General features: G+C 70.0%; 13 protein-coding genes. 8 read left to right on the top strand and 5 right to left on the bottom strand.

Annotation, left to right across the window (positions count from 1 at the left end; genetic code table 11):
* Positions 1 to 129: 129 nt before the first annotated feature.
* A complete protein-coding gene (locus PV796_RS25080; protein ID WP_274915645.1) occupies positions 130 to 1017 on the bottom strand; it encodes a Cgl0159 family (beta/alpha)8-fold protein in 888 nt (295 codons plus the stop codon).
* Positions 1018 to 1307: 290 nt separating this feature from the next.
* Positions 1308 to 2306, bottom strand: coding sequence for a 5-dehydro-2-deoxygluconokinase (gene iolC / locus PV796_RS25075; RefSeq protein ID WP_274915644.1), 999 nt, complete (start codon positions 2304 to 2306; stop codon positions 1308 to 1310).
* A gap of 635 nt (positions 2307 to 2941) precedes the next feature.
* Here iolC and PV796_RS25070 point away from each other — a divergent pair.
* The 5 genes from PV796_RS25070 (at position 2942) to PV796_RS25050 (ending at position 8907) form a co-directional block, all read left to right on the top strand.
* Entirely contained in the window at positions 2942 to 3862 is a 921-nt protein-coding gene (locus PV796_RS25070) for a sugar phosphate isomerase/epimerase family protein (RefSeq protein ID WP_274915643.1), read from the top strand.
* Between the two features lie 546 nt (positions 3863 to 4408).
* Positions 4409 to 5437 carry a Gfo/Idh/MocA family protein gene (locus PV796_RS25065; RefSeq protein ID WP_274919224.1) on the top strand — a complete coding sequence of 343 codons (1029 nt, stop codon included), beginning with the start codon at positions 4409 to 4411 and terminating at the stop codon, positions 5435 to 5437.
* A gap of 741 nt (positions 5438 to 6178) precedes the next feature.
* Complete coding sequence (locus PV796_RS25060) at positions 6179 to 7831, top strand: sugar porter family MFS transporter (protein ID WP_274915642.1); 1653 nt, start codon at positions 6179 to 6181, stop codon at positions 7829 to 7831.
* Positions 7832 to 7992: 161 nt separating this feature from the next.
* On the top strand, positions 7993 to 8382 hold the full coding sequence (locus tag PV796_RS25055) for a peptidoglycan-binding domain-containing protein (RefSeq protein WP_274915641.1): 390 nt from the start codon (positions 7993 to 7995) through the stop codon (positions 8380 to 8382).
* A gap of 333 nt (positions 8383 to 8715) precedes the next feature.
* Positions 8716 to 8907 carry a helix-turn-helix transcriptional regulator gene (locus PV796_RS25050; RefSeq protein ID WP_274915640.1) on the top strand — a complete coding sequence of 64 codons (192 nt, stop codon included), beginning with the start codon at positions 8716 to 8718 and terminating at the stop codon, positions 8905 to 8907.
* 94 nt (positions 8908 to 9001) lie between these two features.
* Here PV796_RS25050 and PV796_RS25045 read toward each other — a convergent pair whose 3' ends face one another.
* On the bottom strand, positions 9002 to 10081 hold the full coding sequence (locus PV796_RS25045) for a LacI family DNA-binding transcriptional regulator (protein ID WP_274915639.1): 1080 nt from the start codon (positions 10079 to 10081) through the stop codon (positions 9002 to 9004).
* Positions 10082 to 10482: 401 nt separating this feature from the next.
* Between PV796_RS25045 and PV796_RS25040 the strand changes: the two genes are divergently transcribed.
* Together PV796_RS25040 and PV796_RS25035 are read left to right on the top strand one after the other, a co-directional pair.
* Positions 10483 to 11517 carry a Gfo/Idh/MocA family protein gene (locus PV796_RS25040; protein ID WP_274915638.1) on the top strand — a complete coding sequence of 345 codons (1035 nt, stop codon included), beginning with the start codon at positions 10483 to 10485 and terminating at the stop codon, positions 11515 to 11517.
* A 38-nt stretch (positions 11518 to 11555) separates the two neighbouring features.
* Complete coding sequence (locus PV796_RS25035; RefSeq protein WP_446750696.1) at positions 11556 to 12347, top strand: TSUP family transporter; 792 nt, start codon at positions 11556 to 11558, stop codon at positions 12345 to 12347.
* 96 nt (positions 12348 to 12443) lie between these two features.
* On the opposite strand, the gene PV796_RS25030 is transcribed toward PV796_RS25035, so the two are convergent.
* Positions 12444 to 13094, bottom strand: a complete 651-nt coding sequence (locus PV796_RS25030; RefSeq protein ID WP_342456930.1) for a GNAT family N-acetyltransferase — start codon at positions 13092 to 13094, stop codon at positions 12444 to 12446.
* Between the two features lie 52 nt (positions 13095 to 13146).
* Positions 13147 to 13815 carry a DedA family protein gene (locus PV796_RS25025; protein ID WP_274915637.1) on the bottom strand — a complete coding sequence of 223 codons (669 nt, stop codon included), beginning with the start codon at positions 13813 to 13815 and terminating at the stop codon, positions 13147 to 13149.
* 254 nt (positions 13816 to 14069) lie between these two features.
* On the opposite strand from PV796_RS25025, the gene PV796_RS25020 reads away from it, so the two are divergent.
* Complete coding sequence (locus tag PV796_RS25020) at positions 14070 to 14357, top strand: heavy-metal-associated domain-containing protein (protein ID WP_274915636.1); 288 nt, start codon at positions 14070 to 14072, stop codon at positions 14355 to 14357.
* Positions 14358 to 14775 lie beyond the last annotated feature (418 nt).

Genomic DNA, 14775 nt, shown 5'->3' with positions numbered 1-14775 from the left:
GTGCCGCGGCAATGGCACAACGCGGCTGCGGGCTGCGGGCTGCGGGCTGCGGGCTGCGGGCTGCGGGCTGCGGGCTGCGGGCCCAACTCCGGGCCGACTTCGGACCGGCTTCGGCCGCATCATGCGGGTCTAGAGCAGCCCCACGGCCGTGTCGACCGCGGCCGCCACATCGCCGTCCGCCGGGTAGAGCAGGGAGCGGCCGACGACGAGCCCGTGCACGGTCGGCAACCGGAGCGCCTTGCGCCACTTCTCGTAGGCGGCTTCCTGATCCCGCACGGTCCCGCCGACGTTGCCGCCGAGGAGCACCGTGGGCAGCGTGGAGGTCTCGCAGACCCGGGCCATCGCCTCGGGGTCGTCGGTCACCGGCAGCTTCAACCAGGTGTACGCGGACGTACCGCCGAGGCCGGAGGCGATGGCAACGGAACGGGTGACGGCCTCCGGACTGAGGTCGTTGCGGACCACACCGTCGACCCGGCGGGAGAGGAACGGCTCGACGAACGTGGGCAGTTCGCGTTCCGCCATCGCGTCGATGGCGCGGGCCGTGGCCTCCAGTGTGGTCAGCGAGCCGGGGTCGTCGTAATCGATGCGCAGCAGGAGCTTGCCCGCGTCGAAGCGGAGCCGGGCGATGTCCTGGGGGCGGTGGCCGGTGAACCGGTCGTCCATCTCGAAGGAGGCGCCCGCGATGCCGCCCCGGTTCATGGAGCCCATGACGACCTTGCCTTCGAGGGCGCCGAGCAGCAGCAGGTCCTCCAGGATGTCGGCGGTGGCCAGCACCCCGTCGACGCCGGGCCGGGACAGCGCGAGGACCAGCCGCTCCAGGAGGTCGAGGCGGTTGGCCATGGCCAGTTGGCGGTCACCGACGGCGAGCGCACCCCGGGCCGGATGGTCGGCGGCCACGATCATCAGCCGGCCGTTGTCGCCGAGCAGCGGGCGACGAGTACGGCGGGCGGCGGCCTCCGCGACGGCTTCGGGATGCCGGGCGCGTAGCGCCGGGAGGTCACTGATCCGAGGAGTCAAGGCTCAACTCACCTTCTTGAGGGCGGGGGGTGGGGGGTGAAACAGGGACAAGGGGGAAGGGGAGGCACGGGCCATTCAGGAGCGCAGGGCGAGCCGTCTCAGGAACGCAGGACGAGTCACCCCCCTCCGCTCCGAGCCGACATGAGCCACTTCGCATCGTCACGAGTCGCTGCGAGTCGCTGCGAGTCGTCATGAGCACTTCGCATCGTCATGCGTCGCCACGAGTCGAGAGGAGTCGCCGCGAACCGCTCTGCCGCGTCGTCAGGAGCCGGGGTGTCGCGAGGTGCCGCTCACCTCCCCGCCAGGAACTCCTCGACCTCCGCGGCCGTCGGCATCGCGGACGAGCACGCCAACCGGGAGGCGACGATCGCCCCGGCCGCATTGGCGTAGCGCATCATCGGCTCCAACTCCCAGCCGGCCAACAGCCCGTGGCACAGCGCCCCGCCGAACGAGTCCCCGGCGCCGAGCCCGTTGACGACCTCGACGGGGGTGGGCGGCACCTCGATGCTCCGCCCGTCCCGGTGGACGGCGAGCACCCCCTTGGGGCCCTGCTTGATGACGGCCAGTTCCACGCCCTTCTCCAACAGCGCCTCGGCGCACGCCTTCGGGTCCCTGAGACCGGTGGCGACCTCGGCCTCGTCGACGTTGCCGACGGCGACGGTGGCGTGCCGCAGTGCCGCCTCGTAGCACGGCCGGGCGGCTGCCATGGCCGCGGCACCGGACGCCCCGCCGTCCCCGGAGGCGCCGCCCTCCCCGCCCCAGAACATCGGCCGCCAGTCCAGGTCGAAGACCGTGGTACCGCCGCCCCTCTGGGCACGCGCCTCCAGCGCGGCCAGTGTGGCGCCACGGCTCGGCTCCTCGCACAGTCCGGTACCCGTGACCCAGAAGATCCGGGCCGCGGAGACCGCCTCCAGGTCCAACTCCTCGGGGTGGATGACCAGGTCGGGGGCCTTGGGGCGACGGTAGAAGTAGAGCGGGAAGTTGTCCGGCGGGAAGATCTCGCAGAAGGTCACGGGGGTGGGGAGGCCCTCCACCGGGGTCACCCAACGGTCGTCGACGCCGAAGCCCCGCAGCGCCTGGTGGATGTACTCCCCGAACGGGTCGCGCCCGGTACGGCTGATGACGGCGCTACGACGCCCCAACCGGGCGGCGGCCACCGCCACGTTGGTGGCGGACCCGCCGAGGAACTTCCCGAACGTCTCCACCTGGGCGAGCGACACCCCGGTCTGCAACGGGTAGATGTCCACCCCGATGCGCCCCATGGTGATCAGGTCGTGCGGCTCGGTCATAGATGCCCCTTCGGGTCGCCCGGTGCGACGGCGGAGGTCCCCCTGCCCAGGTGTCCAAGCCCTCAAGAGCACAACTCACATACTCAAGAGCGCAATCGAGGGCGCGGGGAGGCCGGCGCAGCATCGGGTCGAGTCGGTCGATCGGAACCGGCTCTCCCCGCCGGTTCCAGCTCCGACCAAAGGTCTAACCGCCACCCACAAACCCTGTCAACACTTTGTCCTTACATTATGACGTCAACCACTCCCCTCCAGCCTCAATTCCACCCCACAACACCCTGCACCCATCCGCCCCAAATACCCCATTCTGCAAACTTTCGCCTACTCCCCCACACGCCTCTCCCCTCCCTCGCTCCTCACTCGCCGCACCACACCCCGCACCCCGCACTCCCACCGCACCCCACGCCCCGAACTCCGCCCACCCAGACGCCTCTAGGCACCTCGCACCGCAACACACCCGCGCCGCCACCAGGCGCGCACCCCATCACCCCCTCCTCCCCCAACCCCCTCTCTCAAAGTCCTTAAGTCCTTATGTCAGGACGAAGTCTTGACACTCCCCAGGGCGGCAGAGAGGCTGTGCCCACAACCCACCTCAGCGCCTCCCGGTCACCGCCGACCGGCGAGAGGAGAGCCGCAGCATGTCCGTACCCCCTGCCGCCTCGTCCGTTCTGGACCGCCTCCGTATCGGTTCCGCCCCCGACTCCTGGGGCGTCTGGTTCCCCGACGACGAGCAACAAGTCCCCTGGCAGCGCTTCCTGGACGAGGTCACCGAGGCCGGCTACGAGTGGATCGAGCTCGGCCCGTACGGCTACCTGCCCACCGACCCCGCCGTCCTGCGCGAGGAAACCGGCCGGCGCGGCCTCACCGTCTCGGCCGGCACCATCTTCACCTCGATGCACCACGGCCCGTCCACCTGGGACAAGACCTGGGCCCACGTCTCCGAAGTCGCCTCGCTCACCCAGGCGATGGGCGCGAAGCACCTCGTCGTCATCCCCTCCTTCTGGCGGGACGACAAGACCGCCGAGATGATCGAGCCCGCAGAGCTGACCGTCGAGCAGTGGAAGCACCTGACCACCGGCACGGAACGGCTGGCGAAGCAGGTGCGCGACGAATTCGGCCTGGACATCGTGGTCCACCCGCACGCCGACACCCACATCGACACCGAGGAGCACGTCGAGCGCTTCCTCGACTCCACCGACTCCGACCTGGTCAACCTCTGCCTGGACACCGGCCACTACGCCTACTGCGGCGGCGACAGCGTCAAGTTGATCCGCACCTACGGCGAGCGGATCGGGTACCTCCACCTCAAGCAGGTGGACCCGGACATCCTCAGCGACGTCGTCGCCAAGGGCACGCCGTTCGGCCCGGCCGTGCAGCAGGGCGTGATGTGCGAGCCGCCGCTCGGCATCCCGGCGCTGCCGCCCGTCCTGGAAGCCGCCCAGGAGTTGGGCGTCGACCTCTTCGCCATCGTCGAACAGGACATGTACCCGTGCCCGCCCGATCAGCCGTTCCCGATCGCCCAGCGGACGCGCCGCTTCCTGCGGTCCTGCGGAGCCTGAACCCTGGCCCCGGCCTCATGCGCCCCGCCCCCTCAACTCCCCTGGATGCGCGCCCCCTTCCGAGTGTGAGCGTGTTGCGTGCCTCGCGCTGAGCCTGCTGCCCGGTGCGTGCTTGCGCTTGCCTCGTGCCGCCTCCTCATACCCCGGCAACGATTACGGAGCGTGATTCGTTCCCGCGGTTTGCGTTACTGACGAGGTCTTCTGTCCATACACCGACGAGGCGTTCTGTCCATACACCGACGAGGCGTTCTGTCCATGCACTGATGAGGTGTTCTGCCCATGCGGAGACCGCTTGGAACACGGAGTCGGGGACAGACAGGGGCCGAACACGGAGTCACGGAGTCGGGGACATGGACCGGAGTCAGGGATAGGGATCCGGATAAGCCGGAGCCAGAGATGCAGAGCCAGGGGTACGGCAGATACGGAGCCAGGGATACGGCGCAACATCGCCATACAGCGGCGCGGGCGAGATGTAGCGGCGCGGTAGATGAAGGAGAACAACGAAGTGGAAGGAAGTGGAAGGAAGTGGCAGACGGGATGGGTGAGATGGGTTCGCAGGGTGCGCGTGGCTCGTTGGGCGTGGCGGTCATTGGGACCGGGCGGATGGGGGCCGACCATGTGCGTCGCATCAACGATGTGATCAGTGGGGCCAGGGTTGCGGCAGTGGCGGATATCGATGCCGAACGGGCCGCACGGCTGGCCGAGGGCATCGACGGGGCCACCGCGTACAGCGATCCGGCCGCGGCCATGGACGACCCCGGCGTCGACGCCGTACTGATCGCCTCGCCGGGCCCGGCCCACGAGGCGACGCTGCTCGACGCCTTCGCCCGCGACCTCCCGGTGCTGTGCGAGAAGCCGCTGACCCCGGACGCCGCCTCCGCCCTCCGGGTCCTGGAAGCCGAGCAGAAGCTGGGCCATCGGCGCGTCCAGGTCGGCTTCATGCGCCGCTACGACGCCGGGTACCGCACCCTCAAGTCCCTTCTGGACAAGGGCACGTACGGCCGTCCGCTGATGTTGCACAACAAGCACCGCAACGCCGACACCCCGCCGGGTTTCACCAACGCGATGATGATCAACGACTCGGTAGTGCACGAGATCGATGTGACCCGCTGGCTGTTGGACGAGGAGATCACGGCCGTCCGCGTGCTGCGACCGGCGCCCACCGGCAACGCGCCGGAACGACTCAGCGACCCGCAGCTCATCCTCTTCGAGACATCCGGCGGCCAGGTCGTGGACACCGAGTTGTTCGTCAACTGCGGTTTCGGCTACCAGGTCAACTGCGAGGCGGTCTGCGAGAACGGCACCGCGCGGATCGGCGACGACCACGGCGTCTTCGTCAACACCGCGGGACAGTGGGGCGGCACCATCACCCCCGGCTTCGTGGAGCGCTTCGAGGACGCGTACGACCGGCAGGTGCAGCGTTGGGTGGACGCCACCCGGCGCGGCGAGGTCGAGGGCCCCAGTTGTTGGGACGGGTACGCGGCGGCCGCGGTATGCAAGGCGGGGGTCTTGGCGCAGGCCACCGGGGACCGAGTCGTCGTCGAATTGATCGAGCGGCCGGATCTCTATCGGTAAGCGGTAAGCGGTAAGCGGTAAGCGGTAAGCGGTAAGCGGTAAGCGAATGAGGTAACGCAAGCGATGTGCCCATATCCAACACACCCGTAGCCGAACTGTTCCGGTGGCTGGCGACGAACATCGTCCGACCATCCCCGGACCGTGATCCGTTCCTCAGGTCTGCTTCTCGGGACTGCTTCGCGGGCTTGTTTATCAGACCCATTCCTCAGACCCATTCTTCAGACTCGTTCCTCAGGTCTGTTTCCCCGCTCCCCTCGGTGCCGCTTATCGCGGCACCGCCTACCGCGCCTGCTCGATCCCCGTTGCGGCGCGGCAACCAGCCGGCATACGCCGCCAATTACGCGAGTTACATGAGTTACGTGAGTTACATGAGTTGCCTCAGTAACGTCACGTCAGCGCACGGCCCTCCATCGCGTCGGCGCCCCGTCGTTCCGGCGACCTACAACCTAGTGACCTGGCGACCGGCCGGCTGCTCACCGATCCGATACTTCGTCGATCTGGATTGCGTCGACGGGTAATTCGTCGGCCGACGTTCATCCCACCCAACTCGGCTTTCCCTCCGCCTTCTTCAGATCAGCCAGCGAAAGGCCGCATCATGTGTACTGCGCACGGTCCATGCACGCCCTACGGGGCATTGCCGTCAACATCATCGGCGTCTGCGGCCACTTCCGCATTGACGGCGTGCACGGCGCTCACTGCGACGGTGTCGACGCATGACGTTCCGGCGAACGGGAGCTGAGAATGGCGCCCCCCAGCAGTCAGTCCGCGTCCACCGTCGGACCCAACTCTTCTCCGACCTCCCCCAATTCCCCCACCTCCCCCTCTTCGCACGGCGGCACGCCCCCCTCCCGAAATGCCCGGCGGTTCATCGTTGCCATTGCCGCGATCGCCGCGCTCGGCGGTGCCCTGTTCGGATACGACACCGGGGTGGTGTCCGGCGCGCTCCCCTTTATGGAGCAGCACTTCGGCCTCACGTCCCTCAGTGAGGGCGTCATCACCAGCGCGCTCCTGATAGGCGCGGCGTTCGGCTCGTTGGCCGGCGGCCGGATGTCCGACGCGCTGGGGCGGCGCAACTCCCTGTTGTGGGCTGGCGCGGTGTTCATCGGCGGGGCGGTGGCGGTCGCGTTGGCGCCGAGCGTGGCGTTCATGACGGTCGCGCGCTTCGTGTTGGGCCTGGCCGTGGGCAGCGCCTCCGTCATCACCCCGCTCTACCTCTCCGAGATCGCGCCCGCGCACATCCGCGGCCGGCTGGTCTCGTTCAACTCCCTGATGATCGTCAGCGGCCAGTTGCTGGCGTACCTCGTCAATGCCGTGCTGGCCCATTGGGAGGCGTGGCGCTGGATGTTGGGACTGGCCGCGCTGCCGGCTGTGGCGTTGTTCCTCGGCGTCCTCTTCCTGCCCGATACACCGCGCTGGTACATCAGCCGGGGGCGGCAGGACGAGGCTGCCGCGGTGCTGCGCCGTACGCTGCCCGCCGACGACGTCCCGGACGAGCTCCACCGCATCGAGCACGCCCGCAACCTGGAGGCCGACGCCCAGCGCGGGGCCTGGCAGGAGCTGCAACTCCCCTGGGTGCGACGGTTGCTGCTGGTCGGCATCGGGCTCGCGATCGTCCAACAGATCACCGGGGTCAACGCGGTCATCTACTTCGCCCCCAAGATCCTTTCGACGACCGGCCTGGGCACCAACGCCGCGATCACCGCCACCATCGCGGTCGGCGCCGTCTCCGTCGTCGCCACGGCGATCGGCATGTCCTTGATCGACCGGGTGGGGCGACGTCCGATGCTCCTCTGGGGGCTCTCCGGGATGACGGTGTCACTGGCCCTCCTCGGGGCGGCGTTCCACCTGCCGCACTCCACCGCCGTCAGCTACCTGGTCCTCGCGCTGATGGTCCTCTACATGGGCTTCATGCAGGCAACGCTCAATACGGGCGTGTGGCTCCTGCTCGCCGAGATGTTCCCGCTCAAGGTCCGCGGACTCGCCATGGGCGCGGCGGTGTTCGTGATGTGGCTGGTCAACTTCGGGATCGCGCTGTGCTTCCCGATGTTGCTCGACGCGGTGGGCGCCGCGGTCACGTTCTGGCTGTTCAGCGCGATGTGCGTGCTGTCGCTGCTCTTCTGCAAGCGGTACGCGCCGGAGACGAAGGGGCTGGCGCTGGAGGACCTGGAACACGAACTGCGCCGCTCCGCCGAGCGAGCCGTCCCGTCAACGACCGTGACCACTACGGCAGCCACAAGTACCGGTACGGATAGAGATACGGATACGGATACGGCCTCCACCACGGTCGATCAGTCAGCCGATGACTCCGTCGATGACACCGCCGGCGGCACGGCCGGCGAGACGACCGGCGGCACGGCCGGAAGTGGAAGCCGCGGCCCCACCTACGGGAACTGAGGCGAGGGAGCGCAGAGGAGAGGCAAGGAGAGGCGAGGCAGGGAGGGGAGAGGCGAGGGCCAGGCGTCGCGGAAGAAGCGGTGGCCGGCGCCATCCCCGCACCAGCGCATCGGGTGTATCCCAGGGTTTCGGAGCATCCGAGGCGTCCAACGGGGGAAGCAATGGACTCCGTGAAAGCCACAAGAACGGGCTTCGGGGCATCAATCGCGGGACTGCTGCTGGCCGCAGAGGTGCTCGCCGGCCCGGCGTCCGCCGCCAAGCCGCCGTCGGCCACCGAGCGGACCGGACAGGATGGCGCCCCCGTCCGCCCCGCCGCCCTCGTCGCCTGCGCCTTCGCCAACGGGGACGCGCTCACCGTCTACGGTCAACGCGGCACCCTCGTCAAGCAGGTGCAGTGCCTCCTGGCCAACCGCCGCTACCTGACCTGGAAGGACCTGACCGGCCGCTTCGACGCGAAGACCCGTAGCGCCGTGCGGAAGTTCCAGTCCAAGCACCACCTTCCCGCCAACGGCAAGGTCGACAAGGAGACTTGGCACGCCCTGTATTCGTGATCCCCACCCCTCCGCCGGCCTGCACTCGCCACGCCCAAGAACAGACATGTCTCGCCACAGGCGCACCTACAGGGGACATCTCGCCCACGGCGGACGGTACCCGACCGCGGATCATCCGCTATGCAGGCGTCTGTCCCATTCCTGTCACGGCTGTCGCCCCTCCGTCACGGCTGTCACCGTGGGGCAGGTCTTTCGTCACAGCCCTTCAACAGCCCCACGCCGACGGTCACTCACCGTCGTTGTCCGGGCACAGGGTGAGTGATCACCACGCCGTACGCAGCCCTCGCCGGCTCGCCGGTCGACCCTGCGGGGGCGCCAAGGAGGTGCGCAGAGATGACTGACCGAAGGCTCTGGTCGTACAAGGAAATCGCCGCCCATATCCAGGTGCAGACGGACACCGTGCGCTCTTACCGCAAGCACGGCCTACTACCGGAGCCCGACTTGGTGGAGGGCGGCAAACCGTACTGGTACGCCGACACCGTCAGAGCCTGGGTGGCGCAACGCCCGGGCCATCGCGGACGTTAGGCGGTGCATGAGCGGGTGGCCGTGGGCGACGCCGACCCGAACCCGGCTCGACCTCGTCCGCGGCCACCGCGCGCAACCCCCGTCCCGTTTCCCGTTACGACGCTTCGCAACCCTCCCCCGGTGGCGCCGCCGAGCCCCTCACCTCTAGTTCCGGGGCGACGAGTTGGTGGTCGGCGGGTGCATCGGGGTGTGTCATCCGGTCCAACAGGCAGCGGGCGGCACGGCGGCCCACCTCGTGACTGGCGTTGTTGACCGAGTTCAGCCAGAGGTGGCGGATGCGGGCGAGATAGGTGTTGTCGTAGCCGACGAGGGAGAGGTCGGCGGGGACGTCGAGGCCCAGTTCTCCGGCCGCGGACAGGGCCCCGATGCCGGAGAGGTCGTTGAACGCGAAGACGGCGCTGGGGCGGTGGCCGTCGCGGGCCGGGCCGAGCAGCCGCACGGCGGCGCGGTAGCCGCCCTCCTCCGTCCCGTCACCGTCCGCCACGAGGGCGTGCGCGGCCAGTCCGTGGTCGCGCATCGCGGCCTCGAAACCGCGCCGGCGCAACGCGCCGACCACCCCCAGGCCGGCGATGTGGGCGATCCTGCGGTGCCCGAGGCCGATGAGGTGCTCGGTGGCGAGGCGGGCGCCGCGTTCGTCGTCGTTGGCGACGATGTCGACGCGCGGCAGCCGGGGTTCATGGTTGCCGGCGATGACGGTCGGCAGCCGCTCGGCGACCTCGGCGAGCCCCTCGGTGTCCGGGAGCGTGCCGACGACGACCAGGCCGTCGACCCGGAGTTCCTGGAAGGTACGGGCGAACTCCTGGTCCGTGCGCCGGTCCAGACGCCCGTCGGCCATCAACATCCGCAGACCGTGCGCCTGCAGCAGCGAGTTGAGGCCGTCGAGGACGTCCACGAACCACGGGTTGCGCATGTCGTTCAGCAGCACGCCGACGGTGTGGGTACGCCGGGCGACCAGGCTGCGGGCGGCGGCGTTGGGCCGGTAGCCCAGCTCGTCGATGGCGTCCAGGACGGCCCGCCGCTTGGCCTCGCTGACCCGCGGCGAATCCTGGAGCACGAGCGACACCAGCGACTTGGAGACGCCGGCACGCTCGGCGACTCCACGGATCGTCGGGGGCCGGTCTGCACCGGGCGCCTGCTTGAAGGGGTCGCCCGGCGAGGCGTTGGACCGTTCCATGAGAGCGGATCCTTTCATCGGGCCAGGTCAGCGTCAACGTGGGGGCGGGACGAGGTCAGTACGGGTCGACGGTGGGCGCCGGCCACTTCCTCTTCTACTCACCCAGCAGCGCCATCACCCCCTCCCCCACTGCACGTTCACCTCCCCGCTGCACCACCAGTGCGCCGCCCGTGCGCCACCAGTCCGCCACTGCATGGGGATTGACATCCAGACATACGGACATGCAGGGTGCCGGATGAGACACCCGTTGGACCGTTCCAATATTTTCCGCATCTCCCCTTCTCCGCTGCACATCCCGGCCGGAGACTCGGCCCGGCCCGGGCAGTACCCCTCCTCCAACCCCCGTCAGTGGGCTGCTCCCTCCCCTCCCACCCGACCCCCTCCCACCCGAAGGGACCCCCATGAAGATCGGTCTGATCGGCACCGGGCGCATCGGCGCGTTCCATGCCGCGACCCTCCAGAACGTCCCCGGCGTCACCGGCCTCATGGTCGCCGACGCGGACCCGGCGCGGGCCGCCGCGCTCGCGGACACCCTGGACGTGACGGCCGCCGAGAGCATCGAGGCGATGTACGCGGCAGGGGTGGACGCCGTGGTGGTCACCGCCGCGACCAGTGCGCACGCCACGCTGATCCATCAGGCTCTGGACGCCGGCGTGCCGGTGTTCTGTGAGAAGCCCGTGGCCCTGGACGTGCCCGGCACGCTCGCCGTCGTGGCGCGCACCGAGGCCGGCACCGTGCCCGTACAGATCGGTTTCCAGCGCCGGTTCGACGCCGGGTACCGCGCGGCCCGGGAGGCGCTGCGCTCCGGTGAACTGGGCTGGCTGCACACCCTGCGCGCCTGCACCAGCGACCAGTCGCCGCCGCCGGCGGCCTTCATCCCGACCTCCGGCGGGCTGTTCCGGGACTGCAGCATCCACGACTTCGACATCATGCGCTGGCTGACGGGTCGCGAGGTGGTCTCCGTCTATGCCCAAGGCGCCAACCGCGGCGCGGACTTCTTCGCCGAGGGCGACGACGTCGACACCTGTGCCGCGCTGCTCCGCTTCGACGACGACACCCTGGCCACGGTCACCGCGACCCGCTACAACGGGGCGGGCCATGACGTCCGGCTGGAGGTCTGCGGCTCCGAGGGCGCTCGGTTCGTCGGGTTGGACGACCGGGCGCCGATGCCGTCCGCCGAGACGAAACTGTCCTGGCTGCGGGCGGACGTCCCGTACGCCACGTTCATGGAGCGGTTCCACGACGCGTACGTGACCGAGTTGGGCGTCTTCGTCGAGGTGGCCGCGGGCCGGGCGCCCAGTCCTTGCACCCCCGCCGAGGCGTTGGAGGCGCTGTACGTCGCGGAGGCGTGCGACCTCTCGCGGCGGACCGGTCAGCCGGTGGCCGTCGCGGACGTGCGGGCCGCCGCGGGCGGCGGGGCGGCGCCCGGCGCGTGACCGGCAGCGGTGCCGTAGTCGGTCTCGCGGCCGGGCAGTTGACCGTCGGCCCCGTGGCGCGGTGGGGCGTCGTACCGTTCGCCGTGCTGGTGGTCGCCGCGCTGCTGGTGGGGGTCTCCAAGACCGCCGTCAGTGGCGTGGGCACGCTGAGCGTGGCGCTCTTCGCCGCCGTGCTCCCGGCCAGGGAATCCACCGGGGTCCTCCTTCCGCTCCTCCTCGTGGGCGATGTGTTGGCCGTCCGCGCCTATCGCGGGCACGCCGACCGGGCCGTGCTGTTCCGGCTGCTGCCGTCGGTGGCGGCCGGGGTGCTGCTGGGCGTGGCGTTCATCGCGTGGAGCGACGACACCGTCGTGCGGCGCACGATCGGCGGGCTGCTGCTCGCCGTCGCGCTGCACCACGTGTGGCAGCGGGTCCGCGCCCGAGCGGCGGTGCGCGACGTGCGGCGGCCGACCCCCGCCGGAGGCGCAACGGGAGATCAACACCGCCTGCGGACGGCGGTGTTCGGGCTGCTGGCCGGTTTTGCCACCATGGTCGCGAACGCCGGTGGGCCGGCGATGTCGCTGTACCTCCTCTCGTCGGGCTTCGCGGTGCTCGGGTTCCTGGGCACCGGTGCGTGGTTCTTCCTGCTCGTCAATCTCGTGAAGGTGCCGTTCAGCGTGGGGCTGGGGCTGATCACGGCGAACGGGCTCGCGCTGGACGGGCTGTTGGCGCTCGCCGTGGTGGCCGGTGCGTTCGTCGGGCGGGCGCTGGTGCACCGCATCGATCAGAGGGTCTTCACCTGGCTGGTGCTCGCCTTCACGGCGCTCGCCAGCCTCGCCCTGCTGCGCTGAGACGGCGGCTGCGGCGCAGGCGGAGGCGCAGCGCGGGATGCCGACGGCGTCCCCAAACGGGGTCGACGGCGCTCCTCCCGGGGAACCGCCCCCGGCCTACCGCAGCGTCGCCCGCCACTCGTTGGCCCGTATCAGATGCCCCTTGGGGTATTCGACGTCGCACGTCCCCATGAAGGCGAAGCCGGCCTTGCGGCATACCGCGTTGGACGCGGCGTTGGCCGCGGAGGGGAAGGCGTGGACGGCAGGGTGGCGGCCTTCGACGGCGGCCGCCGCGAGGACCTGGTGCACCGCGGCCGCCGCGATGCCACGGCCCTGGAAATCGGGGAGCACACTCCAACCCGCCTCATAGACGGGCTTTCCCCTCCGCTCCGTCTCCCAGAAGCCGACCGTGCCCACGGGCTCGCCCTCCGGGAGGAGCACGATGCGGTACATCCGGCCGGGGCCCTCGTCGTCGAGGTCGCCGAGGTATCTGAGGTGGCGCCGGGCGAGCTGCTCCGCGGTCTCGGGGCCGCCCAAGTGTCGTGTCATCTCGGGGGTGTTTGCCTTGCGCAGCAGGTCGAGGCCGTCCGCCGGCCACGCCTCGATCCGCACGTCGGGCGGGATGCGCGGCACGTGCGGTTCGACCGTCCGCGCACCTTTCGTCGCCCGCACCGCCTCGGCCTCCCCCGCTCCAACTCCCCTTGATTGAGCGTCTCGTTCCGTCACTTCGACTTTTCGTTCCGCCGCTTCGGCTTTTCGTTCCGTCATGACACCAACGGTACGGACGACCACTGACAGTCATGCCGCGCCCGGCCTGCGATCAGGCTGCGGCGGTGGATGACGTCTGCTCGTCACCCTCTTCGCGGTCGGACGGCGGGGCGGATCGCGGGTTGAGTCGCGCGCATTCGCCGGGAGTTCGCCGGTCGGCCTGGGCGCGCGGGCCGCGGCGGCGGGTGGCCCATTGGACGGCGGTTCCGGCGGTGGCGACGAGGACGGAGACGCCGATGCCGATGGCGGCGGCGTAGAGGCGGTTTCCGGCGGCGGCGGTGCCGAGGTAGCCGAGGCCGACGGAGTAGGTCGCCCAGAGGGATTCGGCGAGGCCGGCGCCGAGCAGGTACTTGCGCGGCGGGTAGCGCAGCGCGCCGGAGGCCAGGGCGCCGGCGATCCGCCCGCTGGGCAGGAACCGCACGGCGACGACGAAGGGCACGCCGTGGCGCCGGATGTGACGGGCGGTCCATTCGAGGGCGGCGCGGCGGCGCGGGCGGCGCAGCAGCCAGGCGCGGACGGGGCCGCCGAAGCGGCGCGCGGCGAGGTGCATCAGCATGTCGCCGAGCAGGGCGCTGCCCGCGACGGTCACGAGGACGAGCGGGAGGACCGTGTGGCCTTCGGAGGCGAGGACGCCGGCGGAGACCAGGACCGCGGAGTTGGGGACCAGTGGCGGCAGGGTGGTGAGCGCCAGCAGGCCGTAGAGGGCGAGCATGCCGTCCATCCGGCCGCCTCCTCGGATTCGCACCCCGAGTCCGTATCCCCAGGCTGACGCGCGGCGGGGCGGGCGGCAACGCGTGCGGGCGGGGAGGCCCAGACTGGATTCATACCCCTAGGGGGTATACAGTGGTCGAAGTCGGGGCCGACATCGACCGCCACTGCGTTCCCTCACGCCACTTGGGCACCACACTGAGCGCAACGGCCGTATCGGCCCGCACCGACACATGTCGGCACACACGGCACCACGAGGAGAGACCCATGGCTGAGAACAGCTCCTGCTGCACCCCTGACGGCTCCTGCCAGACCAGCGGCGACACCGCCGTCGAGGTCGGCGCGGTGACCAGCACCTACAAGGTCACGGGCATGACCTGCGGGCACTGCGAGGGCGCGGTGTCGTCCGAGATCGGCGAGATCTCCGGGGTGAGCGCGGTGCAGGCGGTCGCGGCGTCCGGCCTGGTGACCGTCACGTCGAAGGCGCCGCTGGACGAGGCCGCGGTGCGCGCGGCGGTCGACGAGGCGGGCTACGAGCTCGCGGGCCGGGTCTGATCCGCGGGCGAATCCGCGGCGCTCCACGACGACGAGGCGCAGGACGCACCCGCTCACGGCGGGACGGCCTGCGCCTCGCGCCTACGCGCTTCCGGTGGGCGGGAATCGCCCCCAGAACGGACACCCACGGTAATCGCGGCAGACCGGGACGATCAGCTATGAACGGTCACAATGCCAGGACGACGGCACAAGAATTCACATCGCCCTCACAACTGGCACAACACCCATACCTCCGGGCGCCGATCTCCCAAAAGAAGCCCTTGACCAGATTCGCCCCTATATGGCATGAGACTCAGATCACACTCTTCGGAACGTAACCATTGAGGGGGGTCGCGAGTCTAACCGGGCAAGTGCAAGCACCCCGGCGGGGCTTGCACTGCGAAAGCCGTGTCGGTCTTGGGGGACCGTCTCGGCTCTG

The organism is Streptomyces sp. WZ-12 (assembly GCF_028898845.1).
Lineage (GTDB): Bacteria > Actinomycetota > Actinomycetes > Streptomycetales > Streptomycetaceae > Streptomyces.
This window is presented reverse-complemented; position numbering and strand designations above follow the sequence as displayed.

What these genes read in the sequence shown, in the direction of transcription:
- iolC (WP_274915644.1), bottom strand. Translation starts at nt 2,306, where the DNA reads ATGACCGAGCCGCACGACCTGATCACCATGGGGCGCATCGGGGTGGAC.
- PV796_RS25070 (WP_274915643.1), top strand. Translation starts at nt 2,942, where the DNA reads ATGTCCGTACCCCCTGCCGCCTCGTCCGTTCTGGACCGCCTCCGTATC.
- PV796_RS25065 (WP_274919224.1), top strand. Translation starts at nt 4,409, where the DNA reads ATGGGTTCGCAGGGTGCGCGTGGCTCGTTGGGCGTGGCGGTCATTGGG.
- PV796_RS25060 (WP_274915642.1), top strand. Translation starts at nt 6,179, where the DNA reads ATGGCGCCCCCCAGCAGTCAGTCCGCGTCCACCGTCGGACCCAACTCT.
- PV796_RS25055 (WP_274915641.1), top strand. Translation starts at nt 7,993, where the DNA reads ATGGACTCCGTGAAAGCCACAAGAACGGGCTTCGGGGCATCAATCGCG.
- PV796_RS25050 (WP_274915640.1), top strand. Translation starts at nt 8,716, where the DNA reads ATGACTGACCGAAGGCTCTGGTCGTACAAGGAAATCGCCGCCCATATC.
- PV796_RS25045 (WP_274915639.1), bottom strand. Translation starts at nt 10,081, where the DNA reads ATGGAACGGTCCAACGCCTCGCCGGGCGACCCCTTCAAGCAGGCGCCC.
- PV796_RS25040 (WP_274915638.1), top strand. Translation starts at nt 10,483, where the DNA reads ATGAAGATCGGTCTGATCGGCACCGGGCGCATCGGCGCGTTCCATGCC.
- PV796_RS25030 (WP_342456930.1), bottom strand. Translation starts at nt 13,094, where the DNA reads ATGACGGAACGAAAAGCCGAAGCGGCGGAACGAAAAGTCGAAGTGACG.
- PV796_RS25025 (WP_274915637.1), bottom strand. Translation starts at nt 13,815, where the DNA reads ATGGACGGCATGCTCGCCCTCTACGGCCTGCTGGCGCTCACCACCCTG.
- PV796_RS25020 (WP_274915636.1), top strand. Translation starts at nt 14,070, where the DNA reads ATGGCTGAGAACAGCTCCTGCTGCACCCCTGACGGCTCCTGCCAGACC.